The organism is Paraburkholderia sp. Cy-641, assembly GCF_011752945.1.
Lineage (GTDB): Bacteria > Pseudomonadota > Gammaproteobacteria > Burkholderiales > Burkholderiaceae > Paraburkholderia.
This window is the reverse complement of record NZ_VWWM01000075.1, coordinates 1-19,745: the sequence shown is the minus strand read 5'-3', so window position 1 is coordinate 19,745 and position 19,745 is coordinate 1. Positions and strand designations below refer to the sequence as shown.

20 protein-coding genes are annotated in these 19,745 nt (G+C 66.7%); 5 read left to right on the top strand and 15 right to left on the bottom strand.

All coding sequences use genetic code 11. The annotated features are described in order from the left end of the window. Positions 1–5: 5 nt before the first annotated feature. The 3 genes from F3J20_RS28550 to flgB all read right to left on the bottom strand — a co-directional run bounded on the left by F3J20_RS28550 (position 6) and on the right by flgB (position 1,903). Positions 6–716 (bottom strand): flagellar hook assembly protein FlgD, encoded by a 711-nt coding sequence (locus tag F3J20_RS28550; RefSeq protein ID WP_167047339.1) that lies wholly within the window; start codon positions 714–716, stop codon positions 6–8. Between the two features lie 10 nt (positions 717–726). After that, entirely contained in the window at positions 727–1,152 is a 426-nt protein-coding gene (gene flgC / locus F3J20_RS28545) for a flagellar basal body rod protein FlgC (RefSeq protein WP_085483139.1), read from the bottom strand. A gap of 253 nt (positions 1,153–1,405) precedes the next feature. Next, a complete protein-coding gene (gene flgB, locus F3J20_RS28540) occupies positions 1,406–1,903 on the bottom strand; it encodes a flagellar basal body rod protein FlgB (RefSeq protein WP_167047336.1) in 498 nt (165 codons plus the stop codon). 242 nt (positions 1,904–2,145) lie between these two features. On the opposite strand from flgB, the gene flgA reads away from it, so the two are divergent. From flgA to F3J20_RS28515, 5 genes are all read left to right on the top strand, one after another. Continuing rightward, positions 2,146–3,729, top strand: coding sequence for a flagellar basal body P-ring formation chaperone FlgA (gene flgA, locus F3J20_RS28535; protein ID WP_167285524.1), 1,584 nt, complete (start codon positions 2,146–2,148; stop codon positions 3,727–3,729). A gap of 207 nt (positions 3,730–3,936) precedes the next feature. Then, the gene (flgM, locus tag F3J20_RS28530) at positions 3,937–4,290 is read left to right on the top strand and encodes a flagellar biosynthesis anti-sigma factor FlgM (RefSeq protein WP_167047331.1); all 354 of its coding nucleotides are present in this window, start codon (positions 3,937–3,939) and stop codon (positions 4,288–4,290) included. Positions 4,291–4,382: 92 nt separating this feature from the next. Further along, positions 4,383–4,832, top strand: coding sequence for a flagellar protein FlgN (locus tag F3J20_RS28525; RefSeq protein WP_167047328.1), 450 nt, complete (start codon positions 4,383–4,385; stop codon positions 4,830–4,832). A gap of 494 nt (positions 4,833–5,326) precedes the next feature. Further along, a complete protein-coding gene (locus tag F3J20_RS28520; protein ID WP_167047325.1) occupies positions 5,327–5,509 on the top strand; it encodes a type II toxin-antitoxin system HicA family toxin in 183 nt (60 codons plus the stop codon). Next, on the top strand, positions 5,506–5,916 hold the full coding sequence (locus F3J20_RS28515; protein WP_167047322.1) for a type II toxin-antitoxin system HicB family antitoxin: 411 nt from the start codon (positions 5,506–5,508) through the stop codon (positions 5,914–5,916). The genes F3J20_RS28520 and F3J20_RS28515 overlap by 4 nt, the downstream gene beginning before the upstream one ends. Positions 5,917–6,020: 104 nt before the next feature. Here F3J20_RS28515 and F3J20_RS28510 read toward each other — a convergent pair whose 3' ends face one another. From F3J20_RS28510 to F3J20_RS28455, 12 genes are all read right to left on the bottom strand, one after another. Beyond that, the gene (locus F3J20_RS28510; protein WP_167285523.1) at positions 6,021–6,755 is read right to left on the bottom strand and encodes an RNA polymerase sigma factor FliA; all 735 of its coding nucleotides are present in this window, start codon (positions 6,753–6,755) and stop codon (positions 6,021–6,023) included. Positions 6,756–6,784: 29 nt separating this feature from the next. Then, complete coding sequence (locus F3J20_RS28505; RefSeq protein WP_167047317.1) at positions 6,785–7,654, bottom strand: AAA family ATPase; 870 nt, start codon at positions 7,652–7,654, stop codon at positions 6,785–6,787. Further along, the gene (flhF, locus tag F3J20_RS28500) at positions 7,647–9,713 is read right to left on the bottom strand and encodes a flagellar biosynthesis protein FlhF (protein ID WP_167285522.1); all 2,067 of its coding nucleotides are present in this window, start codon (positions 9,711–9,713) and stop codon (positions 7,647–7,649) included. Before flhF ends, F3J20_RS28505 begins: the two co-directional genes overlap by 8 nt. 292 nt (positions 9,714–10,005) lie before the next feature. Then, on the bottom strand, positions 10,006–12,108 hold the full coding sequence (flhA, locus tag F3J20_RS28495) for a flagellar biosynthesis protein FlhA (RefSeq protein ID WP_167047311.1): 2,103 nt from the start codon (positions 12,106–12,108) through the stop codon (positions 10,006–10,008). Then, positions 12,105–13,349 (bottom strand): flagellar biosynthesis protein FlhB, encoded by a 1,245-nt coding sequence (gene flhB, locus F3J20_RS28490; RefSeq protein ID WP_167285521.1) that lies wholly within the window; start codon positions 13,347–13,349, stop codon positions 12,105–12,107. Before flhB ends, flhA begins: the two co-directional genes overlap by 4 nt. A gap of 220 nt (positions 13,350–13,569) precedes the next feature. After that, a complete protein-coding gene (locus F3J20_RS28485) occupies positions 13,570–14,898 on the bottom strand; it encodes a DUF3443 domain-containing protein (protein WP_167285520.1) in 1,329 nt (442 codons plus the stop codon). Positions 14,899–14,909: 11 nt separating this feature from the next. Continuing rightward, positions 14,910–15,446 carry a DUF2844 domain-containing protein gene (locus tag F3J20_RS28480; RefSeq protein WP_167285519.1) on the bottom strand — a complete coding sequence of 179 codons (537 nt, stop codon included), beginning with the start codon at positions 15,444–15,446 and terminating at the stop codon, positions 14,910–14,912. Positions 15,447–15,723: 277 nt separating this feature from the next. After that, positions 15,724–16,434, bottom strand: coding sequence for a protein phosphatase CheZ (gene cheZ / locus F3J20_RS28475; protein ID WP_167285518.1), 711 nt, complete (start codon positions 16,432–16,434; stop codon positions 15,724–15,726). A 1-nt stretch (position 16,435) separates the two neighbouring features. After that, positions 16,436–16,831, bottom strand: coding sequence for a chemotaxis response regulator CheY (gene cheY / locus F3J20_RS28470; protein WP_167285517.1), 396 nt, complete (start codon positions 16,829–16,831; stop codon positions 16,436–16,438). A gap of 60 nt (positions 16,832–16,891) precedes the next feature. Beyond that, on the bottom strand, positions 16,892–17,980 hold the full coding sequence (locus tag F3J20_RS28465; RefSeq protein WP_167047622.1) for a chemotaxis response regulator protein-glutamate methylesterase: 1,089 nt from the start codon (positions 17,978–17,980) through the stop codon (positions 16,892–16,894). A gap of 5 nt (positions 17,981–17,985) precedes the next feature. Then, positions 17,986–18,699, bottom strand: a complete 714-nt coding sequence (gene cheD, locus F3J20_RS28460; protein WP_167047294.1) for a chemoreceptor glutamine deamidase CheD — start codon at positions 18,697–18,699, stop codon at positions 17,986–17,988. After that, complete coding sequence (locus F3J20_RS28455) at positions 18,696–19,649, bottom strand: CheR family methyltransferase (RefSeq protein WP_205299402.1); 954 nt, start codon at positions 19,647–19,649, stop codon at positions 18,696–18,698. Before F3J20_RS28455 ends, cheD begins: the two co-directional genes overlap by 4 nt. Between the last annotated feature and the right edge of the window lie 96 nt (positions 19,650–19,745).

The following is a 19,745-nucleotide window of genomic DNA, read 5'->3' as shown; positions in this document are numbered from 1 at the left end:
CTGAATCAGAGGATCGCGGCGATGTCCGTCAGCCCGACCGTCGAACCATTCGACAGCACGAGGCCCGCCGTACCGCTGCTCTGCGTCACGACGCCGTCCACGGTCGCGCCGGTCAGCGTGGTGGCCGTGGCCTGCTGGCCGTTGATCGAGCCGGTCGCGGTGATCGTGTAGGTGCCGTCGGCGAGCGTATTGCCCGCCGCGTCGGTCGGCGTCCAGCCGACCGGCACCGTGCCGGCCGACTGCTTGCCGAGATCGATCGTGTTGACGATCGTGCCGGCCGAGTTCTTCACGACCACCTGCAGGTCGCTCACGTCGTTGGCGAGCGTGACGCCGAACGGCGTGGCCTTGCCGCTCGACACCGAGATCGAATTGCCCGGCGCGAGCACGGTCGAGCCGATCAGCAGCGCGGACTGCGATTGCTGGCCCGCCGAAAGCTGCGTCGACAGCGAGGACAGCGAGGTGTTGAGCTGGCTGATGCCCTGCACCGTGCTGATCTGCGCGAGCTGCGAGGTCATCTGCGAGCTGTCCATCGGATTGGTCGGGTCCTGGTTCTTCAGCTGCGCGACGAGCAGTTGCAGAAACGTGTTCTGCAGATCGGTGGCCGAGGTGCCCGACGTGCTGCCCGTCGAACCGGTCGCGTTCGCGCCGTTCATCGTGTCGAGCAGCGTCTGCGAAACGGTCGTGCCGTTGCTGCCGATCGTGGTGTTGGTGGTCAAGGCTCTCTCCTCAGGTTCCGATCGTGAGCGTTTTCAGCATCAGGGTTTTGGCGGTGTTCAGCGTTTCGACGTTGGCCTGATACGAACGCGAAGCCGAGATCATGTTGACCATTTCCTGCACCGGGTCGACGTTCGGCAAGGTCACATAGCCGTCGGCGTCGGCGGCCGGATTGCCGGGTTCGTAGGCGGTCTTCATCGGCGAAGGGTCGTCGATCACGCCCGTCACCTGCACGCCGCCGACCTGCTGGCCGGAGCCCGAGCGCGCGCCGCCGAGCGGGTTCACCGCGAACACGACCTGCTTGGCCTTGTACGGCTGGCCGTCCGGGCCGGTGGTACTGTCCGCGTTGGCGAGGTTCGACGCCGTCACGTTGAGCCGCTGCGACTGCGCCGACATCGCGGAGCCTGCAACACCAAAAATATTCATCAGGGATGGCATGTTTCCTGACCTCTCCTGCCGGTTCTGGCCGGCTTCACGTTAAGTCCCGTAGCGTTTCGTTCGGTACCGCCACGCCCGTTCGCGCGGATCGCGCGCCTGTCTTGAGCGTGTTTCGCGCATCTGTTGCATCTGTTATCTGTTGCGTGCGCTTTGCTGCGTTTGCCGTACTTTGCTGCGCCTGGCAGCCTCTGCGATCCGCGCGCTTTGCCGCTTTGCCGCCATACGCGCGAATCGTGTATTCGTGTGCTCCCGGTTAGCTGCCCGACGTGATCGCCGCGAGCATCGTCTTCACCTGGTTCGACACCACCGTCATGCCCGATTCGAAATGCAGCGTGTTGTCGGCGAACTGCACGCGCTCGGTGTCGATGTCGACCGTGTTGCCGTCGAGCGAAGGCTGCACCGGAATCCGGTATTGCAGGTTGCCGTAGTCGTCGGGGCTGCCGCCCGTCGCCGTGAGCGTCGTCTTGCCGCTCATGTGGCCGGGTTCGGTCGCCGACATCGACATGCCGCTCGTCACGCCGGCCGGTTGCGTCATCGCGAGCGTCGAGCTGTTCGACGCGCCTTGGCCCGCGCTGCTGCCGCCCGTCTTCTTCAGCGCACCGGCAAGCGACGAGGCGAAGTCGACGTCGCGCGCCTTGTAGCCGGGCGTGTCGGCATTGGCGATGTTCGACGACAGCAGTTCCTGCCGGTAGGCGCGCACATCCATCGCCTGCCGGCCGAAGGCGAATTCGGCATCGAGTTTGTCCAGCATGGAAATCTCCCGAGAACGTTCCCAAGGTCTTGCCGTGAATGCGCCGAACCTGTCGTGCGCTGAACATGCAAGCGAGCGGCGCGGCGGCCGGCAAGACCTTTTTGCATGAGGTGCATCTTATGGGCCGGGCGCAAGCGGCAATCGGACGAATAACCGGGAAAGGGGGCTTCTATTCAACGTTTGCGCGAGAGAGACGCTCACTAGAATGCAAGGCGTACCGATGTATTCGATGGAGACCCACGATGGACCAGCCCACTTCCGCCTTGCCGCAGCGCGCGTATTGCGCGGCGGCAGATCGTGCAGATTCGGGCGCGAGTGCGGGTATGGTTGCGGGCGCGGAAGAGGGTTCGCGGCACGCCATGCACGCACCGCGGGTTGTGCCGCGCGTGGCGATGCGAGCCGGCTCGCGGCTGCTCGCGCGTCTTTGCACGCGGCTCGTCGTGCAGGTCGCGTTATGGGTCGCGGGCGGCATCGTGCTGTTGCCGGCCACAACCCAGGCGCAGGCGCAAGAGCACGACGGCGGCGGGCCGATCGTGATTCCGGGACCCGGCGAAAAGAATCCGGCGGCGCTCAACGATCTCGTGCAGCAGATGCAGACGCCCGCGCAGCGTGCGTCCTCGGCGGCGTCGCTGGCGGCTGCCACGGCACAGTCGCTCGGGCGGGCGCCGGCCTCGCGGCCAACCGCCGATAACGATGCGTTCGCACGCGCCGCGGGCGCGAGCGGCGCGATCGTCATTCCGGGCGCGGGCGAAGCCCCCGCCGCCGCGCCGACGCTGATCCGCACGAGCTTCAAGCCGGACGCCAACGGCGTCGTGACGATTCCCGCGCCGGCCAATGCGGGGGCCTCGGGCGTGGCACGCGTGAACATCGAGCCAGCCGCGCGCACCGCTGTCCCGGTAACGGTGACGCCCGCGCCGAACGGTGCCGGCGCTGCCAATGCGCGGCCCATCGCCGCCAATGCGCCGCAAGGCGGTTTCGATAGTCTCGCGGCACGCGGCGAACCGCCCGAATTCGGTGCGAACGGCAAGCCAATCGCCTCGGTGCAATCGCAGGCAGGCGCGGTGGCTACGGTTGCAGTTGCCGCAACGCCCGCGCGAACGCAGGTGGCCGCGGCACGTCAGCCGGTGACGGCCCTGACACTGAGAAACCAGCAGATGGCCGCCGCGGCCACCGCAACGCCTGCGCAAGCCGCACCGCTGCCCGGTCAGCAGGACCCGGAAGCGATCCACGCCGCCGCGCTCGCGTTCCTGCAGCAGCAGTCCGCGGGATTGCCCGGCAAGGTCGACATCACGGTCGCGCCCGCGTTTCCGCGCGGGCTGGCCGCCTGCACCTCGCTCGAACCGTTCCTGCCGAGCGGCGCGCGCCTGTGGGGCCGCATGACGGTCGGCGTGCGCTGCGCGGGCGAGAAGCCGTGGACCCTCTACCTGCAGGCGCGCATCGCGCTGCACGCGACCTATTACCTCGCCTCGCGCGCGATGGCGCCGGGCGAAGTGCTGACGGCCGCCGACCTCGTCGCGCGCGACGGCGATCTGACCGGCCTGCCGCAGGCGATCGTCACCGATCCGTCGCAGGCGGTCGGCTCGGTCTCGCTCGTGCGGATCGCGAGCGGCATGCCATTGCGCCGCGACATGCTGAAGAGCGCGTCGGCGGTGGCGATCGGCCAAACCGTGCGGGTCGTGGCCGCCGGCGACGGCTTCTCGATTTCGGCCGAGGGCAGCGCGATGAGCAACGCGTCGCCGGGCCAGCAGGTGCGGGTCAAGACCGCGAACGGGCAGATCATCTCCGGCATCGTCAAGGATGGCGGAACGGTCGAGATCCAGATGTGAGCAGGTTCGCTGCCCTGCCTCGCGCGAATGGGCTCGCGGCCGGAACGACAGTGGCGCATGTGCGCGGGGAGCGTGTCGCGGCGCGGGTGGAAACGATGTGGAAAGGGTCGGATGGCCAGGCAAAGCCAGGCCGGGCGTGGAGCGATTGCGCTAAAGTTTTGAGCGGCGCTTGCCGTTATCAGAATCAAATCGTTCAGGAAGCCCATCGTGAAAGTCGATTCCACCACCTCATCGAATCTGCCGACGTTGAAAGACGCCGTATCCCGTTCGCAACAGGGCGACACCGCGCCGGCAACGGGCGCCACGCAGGGCGCGAGCACGGGCGCGCCGAGTTCGAACAGCGGCGCCGGCGACGCGAACGTGAGCCTGTCGGGCCTGTCGCAGCATCTGCGCAGCCTCGCGGCGAGCGGTTCGGCCGACATCGACATGGCGCACGTCGAGTCGATCAAACAGGCCATCAAGGACGGCACGCTGCAGATCGACTCCGGCAAGATCGCCGACGGCGTGCTGCAGACGGCGCGCGACCTGTTGCAGAACAAAACCTCGTCGACCGGCAACTGATCGGCACCTCGCAGTGCGACGACATGCCGGGCGGCGTTCGACAAACTCGGCGCGCGCACCCCGCGCGCCGCCGCGCATAGCGAGTCGTTGACATGAAAGACGCCCTGGTTGCCATCCTGATCGAAGAACATTCGACCGTCGAGGCGTTCGCCTCGATCCTCACGCTCGAAACGAAGGCGCTGACCGCCGTGTCGCCGCTGGACGAGCAACTGCCCGCGATCGTCGAGAAGAAAACCGAATTGGTTGGCGTGCTCGCGCGGCTCGAAGCCGCGCGCGACGCGCAACTGGCCGAGCTCGGCTTGCCGGCCGGCTGGTCCGGCATGGAACTCGCGGCGAGCACCGACACGCGGCTCGCGATGCAGTGGAAGCTGCTGCAAAAAGCGGCCGAGCGAGCGCGGCGCGTCAATACCAACAACGGCGAGCTGATCCGCGTGCGCATGGATTACAACCAGCGCGCGCTGAAGGCGCTACAGGTCAACGTGCCGCCCAAGGTCAATCTGTATGGCCCGGATGGGCGGGTGCCGGCTTATTCGGGACTTTGATCCGCTCGTACACGCGCGACACTTCTTCCCAGGAAAAACCTGACGCGTGAGCTCGAAAAATAGTCAGAACGAGCCTGCCGACTCGAAATAGATTCGGCCGGCTCGAACCCGGCTCGTTTTTGGCGCCATTTCGGCCAAAGACTCGAAATCCAGCGACTGCTTCGCGCGGTCGGTCTCAGTGCGGGCCCGCTTGAAAGCCTCGCGGACGACCTGTTGGATACGATCGGGAACGCGCCTCGGCAGGTGGGCGTACTGCTTGCGCCTGTTCTTCGCGATGCCGATCCGGCAACGCCGCCCTTCCCTCACCACATCTCCCTCTTTCTCGCAACGTTAGCCATTCGGCTAGCTGGCGCGCAGCGCCACATCACGTTGAAATGGCAGTCCCGCTCGCGTTTTCGTATGCGTCACCCGGCTCACCGTTACGGCGCACTCACACGCGAGATTTTGCCACTATCGAGGTTGTGTAATGATGTGTATGATGAGAGGACTGCAGTATGAAGAGCGCCGAGGTCGTCAAATTGATCCAAGCCCATGGCTGGCAACTCGTCCGGATAACGGGCAGCCACCATCATTTTCGGCACGCGGAAAAGTCCGGTCTCGTGACCGTCCCGCATCCGAAAAAGGATCTTCCGCCCGGCACACTGAACAGCATTCTGAAACAGGCGGGGCTGAAATGAAGCATCTGATCTTTCCAATCGCAGTCGAGCCCGGAGACGGCACGCACGCGTTCGGCGTGGTGGTGCCCGACATTCCGGGCTGCCACTCCGCGGGCGATACGCTCGAGGAAGCCTATGCGAATGCCAGGGAAGCGATCGAATCCCACCTCGAAACCCTGCTCGACGAAGGGTTGCCGCTGCCCGAGCCGCTCACGCTCAGCGCGCATCGGCGCAATCCGGAGTTCGCGGGTTTTGTGTGGGGGTTCGTGACAACGCGCAACATTCCGGCGTTGAGAAAAGCGGTGCGCATCAACATCTCGCTGCCCGAGGTCCTGGTGCAGGAGATCGACGCGTATGCGCAGGCGCGCGGCATGTCGCGCTCGGCATTTCTGGCGCTCGCCGCCGAACATGAAATGGCCGGCGCGTGAGAAACACTGTGCGGCAAGCTGCGCACGTCGTGCAGCGAGCCTGTTGGCGCTGCCTCGGTTGAACAGGGGCGGGCGGGCCGCCAGCCGGTCTTCAAACCGGCGCTTCAGTTCGTCTCGGCGTTCGCCCAGGCCATTTCGCGCAGCCGCGCGCGCAGGCGCGCCACGGCCTGGCTATGCAGTTGGCACACGCGCGATTCGCTGACTTCCATCACCGCGCCGATTTCGCGCAGGTTCATGCCGCGCTCGTAGTACAGCGACATCAGCAGCTTCTCGCGCTCCGGCAAGCGGTCGATCGCCTCGACGAGCGCCGCGCGCAGGCTGTCGTCGAGCAAGGCCGAGAGCGGGTCCGAATGATCGACGCAGTAGCGGTCCAGAAACGGCTCGTCGTCGGCGGAACGGTCGAAGTCTTCGTAGTAGATGAGCTGGCTGCCGTGCAGGTCCTGCAGCATCGACTGATACTCGTCGAGCGGCATCTGCAGGTGCTCGGCGACCTCCGTTTCGCTCGCCGAGCGGCCGAGGTTCTGCTCCACCTTGTGCACCGCCGTTTCCACTTCGCGCGACGTGCGTCGCAGGCTGCGCGGCAGCCAGTCGTTGCTGCGCAGCTCGTCGAGCATCGCGCCGCGAATCCGCTGGCTGGCGTAGGTCTCGAACTGCGCGCCCTGGTCTTCCTTGTAGCGCCCGGCGGCATCCAGCAAGCCGATCATGCCGGCCTGGATCAGGTCGTCGAGATCGACGCTCGCCGGCATTTTCGCGACCAGCTGCAAGCCGAGCCGACGCACCAGCGGTGCGTACTTCGTCAGAACTTCGGCCTGGGAAATCTTTCCCTGAGCGTTGTACATCGTGCTCCCCTTCTCCTCGTGCACGCCGCTTAAGCGTGCTGCGCGGACGGTTGGTCGGCGTGGTGCGCCGCTGTAACTGTCGCGGACGCCCGCCGGGGCGTTTGCGACGACATCGCTGGCCGCATCGGCCAGTACTGCAATTCGGCGGCGAGCTGGCGGAAGTCGCGCGCGGCCGGCGCCGACGGGAACGCGTCGACGACACAGCGCGACAACTCCAGCGCCCGCGCCATGCGAGCGTCGGCCGCAATGCAGCCGGCGTCTTCGAGCGACACCGTCAGATAGCGCCCGGCCACGCCGGCAAAATTCGCGAACGTGGCATGCGCGTCGTTTGCGCTTTGCACATGATTCGCCAGCAGGCGAAACTGTGCGAACGCGTGCGCGTAGTGCAGACGCTTCATGCACGCATACGCGTCGGTGATCGCCTGGGCCGACACGCGCGTGACGATCATCACGTCGTGCGCCTGCTTCGCGAACGGCGAGAGATGCCCTGCGTCGTCGAGTTGCGCGTCGATCAGCACGATGTCGGCGGAACCGTCGAGCAACACGCTGAAGTCGGTCTCCGCGTGCCCCTCGCGGTTGTTGCGCGAGGCGGCCAGCACCGAAAAGCCGAGCGCATGGCGCGCGGCGGCGCAATCCACCGCCATCTCGCCGCGCATCACCGCCGCGAAATTACCCGCGCCGCGCAAGCCGCCGAGCATCGCGCTCACCGATTGCTCGCCGACGCATTCGTCGATCACGAGCACGTCCTTGCCCTGCTGCGCGAGTGCGGCGGCAAGGTTGACGACCACCGTGGTGCTGCCCGCGCCGGCCGACGCACCCGTCACCGCAATCACGCGCGCACCGCCGCGCGCAAGCAGCCGCCGCAAGCCTTCCGCCTGATCCGAGACGAGCTTATCCAAAGCGAACCTCGTGCAGCTCGGCCGTCGAGCGCGCGGACAGCGAAGACAGCAACGCGGGAATGTCGTCGTCCTGCGGCACGAACGGCGAGTTGTCGCGCGGAATGCAGAACGTGCTCTTGATGAGGAATTTCTTCGTCGCGACGTACAGGTTCTCCGGCACTTTCTGTCCGGTCGAGACGTAATGCACGGGCAGCTTGTAGCGAATCACCGTGTCGAGTACGCCGCCGAGGTTGGTCGCTTCGTCGAGCTTGGTGAGAATGCAACCGGCGAGCGGCTGCTGGTCCGGCGCGCGCTGATACGCCTGCACGACTTCGTTCAGGGTGTCGCCGTGGCTCGTTGCGTTGAGCAGCAGAAGGCGCTGCACCGGCTGACCGGCTCGGCACAGCATCGCGATCTGGTCCGACACGAGGCGGTCGCGCTGGCTCATGCCGATCGTGTCGATCAGCACGATGTGCTTGTTGCGCAGCTCGGAGAGCGCGAGTTGCAGGTCGGCGCTGTCCTTCACCGCATGCACCGAGACGCCGAGAATCTTGCCGAAGATGCGCAGTTGTTCGTGGCCGCCGATCCGGTAGCTGTCGGTCGTGAGCAGCGCGACCTTGCTCGCGCCGAAGCGCATCACGCAGCGCGCGGCGAGCTTGGCCGTGGTCGTCGTCTTGCCGACGCCGGTCGGGCCCATCAGTGCGAACACGCCGCCGCGCTCCATCAGCGCGTCTTCGTTTTCCATCACGGGCAGATTCGATTCGAGCACCGAGCGAACCCAGTCCATGCCGCCGTCCATCGTCTCGATGTCGTCGGGCAGGTTGTCGACCATCATCTGTACGAGCTGCGCGGAAAAACCCGCCGCGAACAGATGCTTGGTGAGCGCGGCGCGCGCCGGATTGCGGCGCTGGCGATCGCCCCACAAGAGGCCCGCGAAGTGCTCTTCCATCATGCCGCGCATCGACGACAGCTCGTTCATGACAGTGTCCTTGACGACCTGCTCCATACGCGCCTTGATCGCTTCGGCGACCGCGGCGGGCGTGCGGGTTTCGTCGGCGGCGGGCGGCATAGGCGCGAGCCTCTGCGCGGTGCGGCGCGCGGCGACCTGCGCGGCTTCGCGAGCCCACTCGGGCGTGTCGATGAAAGACGGCTCGGCAGCCGCCGGTTTGGCCGCGGGTCCAGTCGATGGTGCGGCGGCACGGTTCACCTCGACGGTGCTGCCGAGCCCCTTGGACGTCGCGACGGCGGGTGTCATCGCGGCGGGACGCGCGCTGTATTCGCCGCCCTGTTGCTGCTGCTCGGCGGCGATGCGGTGTGCGTGATCGATAAGCCACGGATTCGATTCGGCCATCGTGCGCGGCGCGATTGATTCGGTAGCGGCCGCGACGGGTGGCACCGGCACGCCGGCGGCCTTGAGCAGATCCGCGCGAATGTCTTCGGACAGACGTGTGGCGGCTGCGCGAGCACTGGAACCGGACGGCATGGCGGGCGCTGCCGCTGCAATAGACACGGGCTGGCTCGCGGCGAGCGCGGCGCCGGCCGTTGCGATGTCGGTCGCGTTGCCGGCCGCGCTTGGCGCGGTATTGCCCGGCAATGCAGTGGCCGGTGCGGGCATCGCGTTAGCGGCGGAAAGCGCCGTCGAATGAAGCGCCGGATTCGCACCGGGCATGGCTTTCGGCACAGTGGCAATCGCCGCGCCATGCTGCGCGTCATTCGCGAACGCACTGCTCACCGGCATCGTCCCCTCGCCCGCTTCCGGGCTCGCGCCGAACACCGACGAAAACACGTCGGGCATACCGCTCGCGTACGGATTCGCCGCTGCCATCGGTGCCGCCGGCAGCGCGCGCGGTGCGACTTGCGAGCCCATGCCCGCCCCCATCGGCACAGCCAGCCCGGTCGCCGCGCCTTCGCGCGCTTTCGGTGTGATCGCAGCGAGATCGCTATCGGCGAGCGCGACGATTTCGACGCTGCCGTCGTCCATCGTGCGATTCGACAGCACGACCGCGTCGGGGCCAAGTGCTTCGCGAACGAGCCGCAGCGCATCGCGACTGGTAGCACCGACAAATTTACGAATGTTCAAGCTGGACCCCCGATGAGGTGAACGGACTAGCGGACCGGCGATATACCCTTCCCATTGAGATCAATTATTGCGAAAGCTGTCGAGCGACGATCGATGGATAAAGACCGTGAAAAGCGGGCTATTCGTGCGATGGACACATGCCGGACATGTCGCGCGAGCAAGTCGCGGCCGAGGTGGCGACACCCGCGAAGCCGCGCGCCAGGCCGCAAAACCACGGCCCCAAACAAAAACCGGCGCCTCGAAGCGCCGGTTTCCGCCGTCAATGCACACGCCCGCACGCACGCCAAGCCGCTCAGCCCTGCGCGCCGATCAGATTCACCACCTTGACGTGCCTCGTGTCGGGCACTTCCGCATACGACAGCACCTTCAGTTGCGGCAGGCTGCGGCGCAGGAAGCGCGCGAGCATCGGCCGCAACGCGTGCTGCACGAGCAGCACCGGCGCGAGACCGAGATTCTGCTGACGCGTCATCGCCTTCTGCGTCTCGGCGAGCAGCGTATGCGCGAGGCCCGGTTCGAGCCCCGGGTTCGGTCCGGTCGAGAGCGCCTGCGACAGCACGCGTTCGAGGTTCGCGTCGAGCCCCATCACCTGCATGTCGCCGGTACCGGGGAACCACTGCTGCGTGATCGCGCGGCCCAGCGCGAGGCGTACCGCGGCGGTCAATTCGTGTGCATCGGTGATCTTCGCCGCGTGCTCGGCGAGCGCTTCGAGAATCGTGCGCATGTCGCGGATCGGCACGCCCTCTTCGAGCAGATTCTGCAGCACCTTTTGCAGCGTATTGAGCGGCAGCGCCTTCGGCACGAGATCGTCGACGAGCGAGGGCGTGTCCTTCTGCATCCGCTCGATCAGCGCCTGCACTTCGCGGCGGCCGAGCAGTTCCGACGCATGCGTGACGACGAGGTGATTGAGGTGCGTCGCCACCACCGTGCTCGAATCGACGACCGTGTAGCCGTACACCTGCGCCTGTTCGCGCAGGTTCGTGTCGATCCAGATCGCGGGCAGGCCGAACGCCGGGTCCTGGGTCGGCGTGCCGGGCAGCGCGGCCGACACCTGGCCCGGATTGATCGCGAGCCACTGGCCCGGATACGCTTCGCCCGCGCCGATCTCGACGCCCTTCAGCGCAATGCGATAGCCGTTCGGCCGCAATTCGAGGTTGTCGCGAATATGAATGACGGGCGGTAAAAAGCCAATTTCCTGCGCGAACTTCTTGCGGATGCTCTTGATGCGCTTGAGCAGTTCGCCGTCCGAGTTCTTGTCGACGAGCGGAATCAGCCGGTAGCCGACTTCGAGGCCGAGCGTGTCGATCATCGTCACGTCGTCCCAGCTGGCCTCGGTGTTCTCGACCGGCGCAAGCGCGGCCGGCGCGACCTCGGCGAGCGCGGTGCTGCTCTTGCGCTCCGCGGCGCGCTTTTTCATCGTGCGGCCGAGCTGGATCAGCGCGCCGCCGAGAATCAGGAACGCGAAGTGCGGCATGCCTGGAATCAGGCCCATTAGCACGAGAATGCAGCCCGTAATCATCAGCACGCGCGGATTCGTGAACAGTTGCCCCGTGAGCTGCGTGCCGATGTCCTCGTTGGTCGCGACGCGCGAAACGATCACGCCGGCCGCCGTCGAAATGACGAGCGACGGAATCTGCGCAACGAGGCCGTCGCCGATCGTCAGCAGCGTGTAGTTCTTGCCCGCCGCCGCAAAGCTCATGTCGTGCTGGACCATCCCGACGATCAACCCGCCGATGATGTTGATCACCATGATGAGCAGGCCGGCGATCGCATCGCCGCGCACGAACTTGCTCGCGCCGTCCATCGAGCCGTAGAACTCGGCTTCCTGGGCGACTTCGGCGCGGCGCTTCCTCGCCTGTTCCTCGTTGATGAGCCCCGCGTTCAGGTCGGCGTCGATCGCCATCTGCTTGCCCGGCATCGCGTCGAGCGTGAAGCGCGCGGACACTTCGGCGATCCGCCCCGCGCCCTTCGTGATGACCATGAAGTTGATGACCATCAGGATCACGAACACGACGATCCCGACCGCGAAGTTGCCGCCCACGAGGAAGTGGCCGAACGACTCGATCACCTGGCCGGCCGCATCGGGGCCGGTGTGGCCTTCGAGCAGCACGATCCGCGTCGAGGCGACGTTCAGCGAGAGCCGCAGCAGCGTCGAGAACAGCAGCACGCTCGGGAATGCGGCGAAGTCGAGCGGCTTCATCGTGTACATGCTGACGAGCAGCACCATCACCGAGAGCGCGATGTTGAAGGTGAACAGCAGGTCCAGCAGGAACGGCGGCAACGGCAGAATCATCATGCCGAGGATCATGCAGATCAGCACCGGCCCGGCGAGGGCGCGCAGATTGGTGCTGCTCAAGGCATCCGGCCGTCGGCCGAGGAAACCGGCGCGAGCGTTCATGCGGAGGCTCCCTTGTTGGCGTTGTTCGTGTCGTCGCTAGCGGGGTGGAGCGTGTCGGCGGCTTCCGCGGCCGCGTCGTCTGCGTCTTCGGCCGCGTCGTCGTCCGATATGCCGCCCTTGTCGAGTTCGGCAGGCACGTCGAGTTCGGTCGGCGCGACCGGCACCGCGCCGCCTTCGGTCCTGAAGCGCCGCAGCTGATAGACCCACGCGAGCACCTCGGCGACCGCGCCATAGAGCGGCCCCGGAATCTCGCGATTCAGCTCGACGTTGTGATAGAGCGCCCGCGCGAGCGGCGGCGCTTCGAGCAGCGGCACGTTGTGTTCGGCGGCGAGTTCGCGAATCCGCGCGGCCACGAGGTTCACGCCCTTCGCGACCACCTTCGGCGCGCGCATCTCGCCGTCGGTGTATTGCAGCGCGACTGCGAAGTGCGTCGGGTTCGTCACGACGACGTCGGCCTTCGGCACCTGCGCCATCATCCGGCGCCGCGCAATCGCGCGCTGCTGCTGGCGAATCTTGCCCTTGATGTGCGGATCGCCTTCGCTCTCGCGATGCTCGCGCTTCACCTCTTCCTTGGTCATGCGCAGCTTCTTGTGGAACTGCCAGAGCTGGTACGGCACGTCGAGCGCGGCCACCGCGAACATGCCTGCCACCGTCATGCCGCAGCACACGGCGATCAGATGCACGGAGTTGGCGAGCGCGAGATGGAGCGGCTGCGTCGCGAGCGCGAGGAATGCTTCGCGACGGTTCCAGATCGCCGTGCCGCCGATCAGCCCGACCACGAGCGTTTTCGCGATCGACATGCCGAGCTGGATCGGTCCGTTGATCGAAAAGATGCGGCCCAGGCCCTCGACCGGATTGAGCCGGCTGAACTTCGGTTCGAGCCCTTTCGCCGAAAGCTGCCAGCCGCCGAGCGCCATCGGCGCGAGCAGCGCGGCCGCGCCGGTCAGGCCGAGAATCGGCAGCAGCGCATAGAGCCCTTCGCGCGCGGCCGAGCCGGCGCCGCTCAGCATGCGGTTGGTGTCGAAGGTGCTCGCGTGATTGAACGCGAACGAGGCGCGCAGCATCGCCTCGAGGTGATCGCCGATCTGGCCGGACAGACCCCACACGCCGTAGAACCCCGCCGCCAGCAAAGCGAACGTCGACAGCTCCCGCGAACGCGCGACCTGCCCTTCCTCGCGCGCCTTCTGCAGGCGCCGGGGAGTGGCGGATTCGGTTTTTTCGAGGTCGCTATCCTCTGCCACGAAGCTCTCCAGTCGGCCGAGGCACGGCGCCTCTTTCCAGTGAGAGCGATTATTCCCGCTCGACGCAAGCGCCGATCGGCGGATAAGGGCGGAGAAACCGGGGTATTTCGACGGATGGCCCGTCAGGCCACGCGATCTCGCGCAGCCTGCCGGACTTCGGGCCGGGGTGTCCCGGCCCGGGATTCAGCCGGCCCGACGTCCGGCTGGGCGCTCGGAACGCTCAGAAGGCGACGAAAGGCGCGGCCCCGCCGTTCGCGGTCTTGTCGATGCCGTAGTACACGTAGCGGCCATAGAAGAACGGCAGACCAAGGTCGAAGCTGCTGTTGCCGCCGATCTGGCCGGCGAGGTCGTTGAACGCATAGTTGGCGGCGTTGCCGAACAGCGTCGCCGCGCTCACGATGCCGATGCTGGCCGTCGTCGAGGCGTTGTTCAGGCCGACCAGCTTGACCGAGCGGGTTTGCGCCGACGACGGGCAGTAGAAGCCCGGGAAGTTGCTGCCGCACAGCGCGAGCGAACTATCGGCGAAGAAGTAGCCATTCGAGCCGGAATCGAGGAACGCCTGCACCGTCGTGCCGTTGTACACGCTGTTGTTCAGGTCGCCGTACGCGTCGGTCGTGAAAGTCTGCGCACCCGTGAGCACGTTGTTCGACTGCGTGCCGATGCCGAACACGAGCGTGCCGTTCGCCGATGGCGCGCCGGCGGCGGGCAGCGACGGCATCTGCACGATCACGCCGTTGTTGTCGGCGAGGAAATTCGCCACTGGATTGGCAACCTGCTGCGTGGTCTGCACCGCCGCGCGTATGCAGGACGCGCCGCTCGGGCAGGCGAAGTAGTTGCTGTAGGTCGCCGCGGTGGCGGCATTCGCGCAGGTGGCGCCGCAATCGATGGGCGCGGTGCCCACGCCGAGAATGCCGTTCGCGCCGAGCTCGCTGGCCGTGTTCTCGGCCGGGCCGCTGCCGCAGCCGCGCGCGGGTATCGTGCTCGCGTTCATGTCGCCGATGATCTGCAGCGGGATGCCGCTCGCGCTCGTCGTCTCGCCGCCCACCTTGACGATCGCGGTACGCACGGAGCCCCACGTGTAGCCGTCGGCGAACGTCGCGCATTCGGCGAGCGGCGCGCCATCGCTCGCCGACGCGCTCGTCGGCAACGCGGCGAGCAACGACTGATTGAGCACCGAGCTCACCACGCGCAGCCCGAACGAGCCGGTGTCGAGCTGGATGTTGTTGATCGTCTGGCAGTTGCTCGTGCCCGGCACGCAGATCGTCACGCTGACGGCCGGAATATTCGGCACGCCGCTCACCCCGGCGCCGACCGTGATCGGCACCGTGTTCGCGGCGCTCGAGGCGATCGGCTGCTGGGTCGGGCTGGCCGGCAGCGAGCCGCCGTTCAGCGTGCTCGAGCCGTTGTTGCTGGAACTGGAGTTGTTGTCGCCGCCGCCACCGCCACCGCCGCCGCATGCGGCGAGCGTGGCCGCGAGCACGACAGCGAATACGGCCAGCATGGCCTGCTTCCAGCCTTTGACTTTGGCGATCGTGTGCATGGTTCGCATCGTCGTCCTCATTACTGGATATCGGAGCCGCTGACGCCGGCGGGTAGCGCGGACGGCAGCCACGCGACGCCGCTAAACGCGCCCATGTGGCCGGCCGACTGCACCACGAGTCCGCTCTGCTCGACGCTGACCGGACCGCGCGCCGCGCGCGCGGCCTTCACGCCCGCGACGTACTGCGGGAAATAACTACCGAGCAGATCATTGAGATCGGGCATTTGCGGACCATGCCACGCGATGCCGAACACGGAGCCGTTGGCGGCAAGATATTCGCGGACCACGGTGCCGTTGCCGAACGTAGTCTCACGCACGGTATAGGAAGAAGCGGTAGAAGACGCGGCGGACGCCGCACTCGATGCCGAGCGCATCACGCTCTGTGCCGCGCCGCTGGCGGGCTGTACCACGCGGGAAGAAACCGAGGCGTCCGCGGGCGCCGTCAGCGGCGCGGCGCCGAGAGCCGCATGAGCGGACGGCGCGGCCATCAAGGCCGCGAGAGAACACGGTAAAACCAGCGCCACGGCTTGCACGGCGCGACATACACGACTGCGCATAACGATGCTCCTCCTGGACTGCGAGCGCGGCGCACGCGTCGCGCGAACCGGCCGCAGGTAGGCAGATGATACGGCACAGCCCCGCTCGCAACCTTAGGGAGTCTACCTCATCGGGTGACCGCCCGACGCTGCCGGAACGCCGTGCCGCGCTTCGACCTCGTAGTATGCCTGCGCCTGATGCCGGCCTGCAGAGGGCGCGAACGCGCGTAGGCCTTACCGTCCATTACAGACAGGAAACCGTCTGCAACGGGCGGGCTCGCCAACGCGCGCGCCGGCCTCAGAAGCCGAGGCTCGCGAGCAGATCGTCGACCTGCGATTGATCCTGCACCACGTCGGTTTTGTTTTCCGGATTGATCTGCGGACCGTTCAGCAGATGCTCGGGGCTGCCGGTCGGCGACACCTCGGCCGCGAGCGCCGCCGCGTTCGCCGCGAACTGCTCGCGCCGCTCGAGCGCGATGTTCTCGACGAGCACGCCGAGCAGCTGCTGCTCGATCAGATACACGACCTCGGTGATCTTCTTGATCACCTGGCCGGTCAGGTCCTGGAAGTCCTGCGCGAGCATGATCTCCATCAACTGCGCATTGGTCGCGCTGGTCGCCTCGGGCACGCCGCGCAGGAACGTGCGCGTGTCGTTCATGAGCGCGCGCACTTCCTCGCGCTCGATCGGCGCCGCGTACCACTGCTCCCAGCGCGCGTCGAGTTCGCCCGCGTCCTCGCGCAATTGCTCCTGCACCGGCTTCGCGATGTCGATCGCCGACAGCACGCGCTCGGCGGCCTGCTCGGTCATGTTGGCGATGTACTTCAGGCGGTCGCGCGCATCGGGCACGGCTTCGGCCGCGCGCTCGACGTGCTTGTCGAGCCCGAGTTCGCGCATCGAATCGCGCAGCGTGCGCGTCAGCTGGCCGATGCGCGCGAGGATGCGGTCCGATGCGAAGTCGCCGCTCTCTTGGGCCGCGTCGGCGCCAGGCGTTTGGGTCGGCGCAGTCACGTCAGCTCCCGGCTTTCGCCATCTTCTCGAGAATCTTGTTGAGCTTCTCGTCGAGCGTCGCGGCCGTGAACGGCTTGACGACGTAACCGCTCGCGCCGGCCTGGGCCGCGGCGATGATGTTTTCCTTCTTCGACTCGGCCGTCACCATCAGCACCGGCAGATGCGAGAGATTGGCGTCGGCGCGGATTTCCTTGAGCATCGCGAGACCGTCGAGGTTCGGCATGTTCCAGTCGGAGATCACGAAGTCGTAGCTGCCGCCGCGCAGACGCGCGAGACCGGCCTGGCCGTCTTCCGCCTCGTCGACGTTCGCGTAGCCGAGCTCCTTGAGCAGATTGCGGACGATCCGGCGCATCGTCGGAAAATCGTCAACCACCAGAATCTTCATTCCCTTATCCATTTCCATTCCCTTTCTTGATTCATGATGCGGCGAGTGGCCGCCTCAATCTACGCGGGCGCATCATACCCGCTGAACGCGTTCGCCCATCGACGACAAACGCGCCATCACGCGCCGGCTCATTTCCGGCAGCGCGGCGATTTCATCGGCGGCGCCGAGCGCGATCGCCTCGCGCGGCATGCCGAACACGATGCAGCTCGCTTCGTCCTGCGCCAGCGTATAGGCACCGGCCCTTTTCATCTCCAGCAGACCGGCCGCGCCGTCGCGCCCCATGCCGGTCAGAATCACGCCGACCGCGTTCTTGCCCGCATGCTGCGCGGCCGATCTGAACAGCACGTCGACCGACGGACGATGCCGGTTCACCGGCGGGTCGTCGGACAGGTGCGCGATATAGTTCGCGCCGCTCCTCGCGAGCAGCAGATGCGCGTGGCCGGGCGCGATATACGCATGCCCCGGCAGCACGCGCTCGCCATGCTCCGCTTCTTTAACGGTAATCCGGCACAAACCATTGAGGCGTTGCGCGAAAGATTTCGTGAAGCCCGGCGGCATATGCTGCGCGATCAGCACCGCGGGCGCGTCGGGCGGCAGCGGCACGAGCACTTCGCGGATCGCCTCGGTGCCGCCCGTCGACGCGCCAACGATGATGAGCTTCTCGGTACTCAGCAACGGGTTGTTGAAGAGCGGCGTGTTGCCGGCCGGCGCATGCGCGGCGTGCGCGGCCGCATGCTGCACGGGCGCGGCCTGGCGCACGCGCGCGCGGGCGGCCGCGCGCACCTTGTCGGCGAGCTTTTCCGCGTAGTCGAGCATGCCGTCGCGAATGCCCACCTTCGGCTTGGTCACGAAATCGACCGCGCCCAGTTCGAGCGCGCGCAGCGTGATTTCGTTGCCGCGCTCGGTCAGCGACGACACCATCACGACCGGCATCGGCCGCAGCCGCATCAGCTTTTCGAGGAAGTCGAGGCCGTCCATGCGCGGCATTTCGACGTCGAGCGTCAACACGTCGGGGTTGTGCTGCTTGATGAGTTCGCGCGCGACGAGCGGGTCGGGCGCCGTCGCCACCACCGTCATGTCCGGCTGGCCGTTGATGATCTCGGTCATCAGACTGCGGATCAGCGCCGAATCGTCGACGCACAGTACCTTGATCTTTTGCACAGCGCTCACGCCTCCTCTGTGGTTCTGGCGTTGTTGGAATAAGTCGGGCGCGGGCTCGCGCCGAACAGTTCGATTCTCGGCCGCGCGGCGGCCGGCGAAGCGAACAGCTCGACCCGCCTGCGCGCCGCCGCAAGCCGCTCGGCGCGCGCTTCGGCGCTTTGCCGCACGAGCGCCTGTTCGCGCTCGGCCACGCCCGCTTCCTGCTGCACGCGCAGTTTCTTCACCATCACCTGGCCCGTGCGCGGCATGAACGCGACCTTGCGCGGATGCGAGCCCTGCAGGTCCTCGGCGACGATGCGGATTTTTTCGGTAGCGAGATAGCGGCGCACGAATTCGGAGTTGCGATCGCCGATGTTCATCGTCGTCATGCCGGCGAGCACCGCGCCGCCGCCGAACACCTTCGCTTCGAAACGCTCGCGCCGCCCGCCGGCCTTGATCAGTTCGTTGATCAGCACTTCCATCGCGTAGGCTCCGTAGCGCATCGAGTCCGACGCGGCCTGCGCGACGTCGGCGCCGTCGTCGGGCAGCATGAAGTGATTCATGCCGCCGATACCGGCGGTACGGTCCTGAATGCAGGCCGCGACGCACGAGCCGAGCACGGTCACGAGCACCATGTCCTCGTGTGTCGTGTAGAACTCGTTGGGCAACAGCTTCACGCCGGGGCGCTTGAAGTGGTTGTCGTAGTAGAGATTGGATGCGATCGGCAACGCGCTGCTCATGCTGTCACCCCGCTCGTCGTGTGATGCGCCGCGGTGCGCGCGTGCGGGCGTTCGCCGCCTGCGTCGCGCGTCAGTTCATAGACGGTCTGTCCGCGCAGCCGGAACGCCTGCGTCACGTACGTGAAGTTCTCCGAATGACCGGCGAACAGCAGGCCGCCCGGCTTCATCAGCGGCTCGAAGCGCGTGAGCACCTGGGCCTGCGTCGGCTTGTCGAAATAGATCATCACGTTGCGGCAGAAGATCGCGTCGAACTGCGTGCGCAACGGGTAGTCGCGATCGGTCAGGTTCAACTGCTCGAAGCGCACGAGCGCGCGCACTTCGGGCCGCACCTTGACCATTCCCGCATGCGCGCCCGTGCCCTTCAGGAAGAAGCGCTTCAGCCGCTCGGGCGAGAGGTTCTTGACCTGGTCGAACGGATAGACGCCGGCCTCGGCCTTCGCGAGCACCTGGGTGTCGATGTCGGTCGCAAGCACCGACGCCTGCCGCGCGCCGCTCTCGCCGAGCGCTTCGATCAGCGTCATCGCGATCGAGTACGGCTCTTCGCCCGTCGAGGCGGCCGAGCACCACACGGAAACCGGCTGCGCGCGGCGCGGCACGAAGTCGGCGAGGATCGGAAAGTGATGCGCTTCGCGAAAGAACGCGGTGAGGTTGGTGGTCAGCGCGTTGGTGAACGCTTCCCACTCGGCCGGGTCGTTTTCCGCTTCGAGCAGATCGAGATACTGCCGGAACGTTTCGAGGCCGCGCGCGCGCAAGCGGCGCGCAAGGCGGCTGTACGCCATGTCGCGCTTGTGATCCGACAGCGAAATGCCCGCCGAGCGATGAATCAGATCGCGGATGCGGGCGAAGTCGGCCGACGTGAATTCGAAGTCACGCCCCGTTTCGGCGGGTCTCGCCGGCTCGATCCGGTCGGGGACCGCCCGTGCGGGGCGTTGCGGTGCGCGCGTCATCATGAGAGGTCTAGAACGTTTCCCAGTCGGCATCCGAGCCCGCCGTCGCGGTGCTCGCGGCAAGCGCGGGAGCCGCTGCGGCCGGACGCGCGAAGGCGA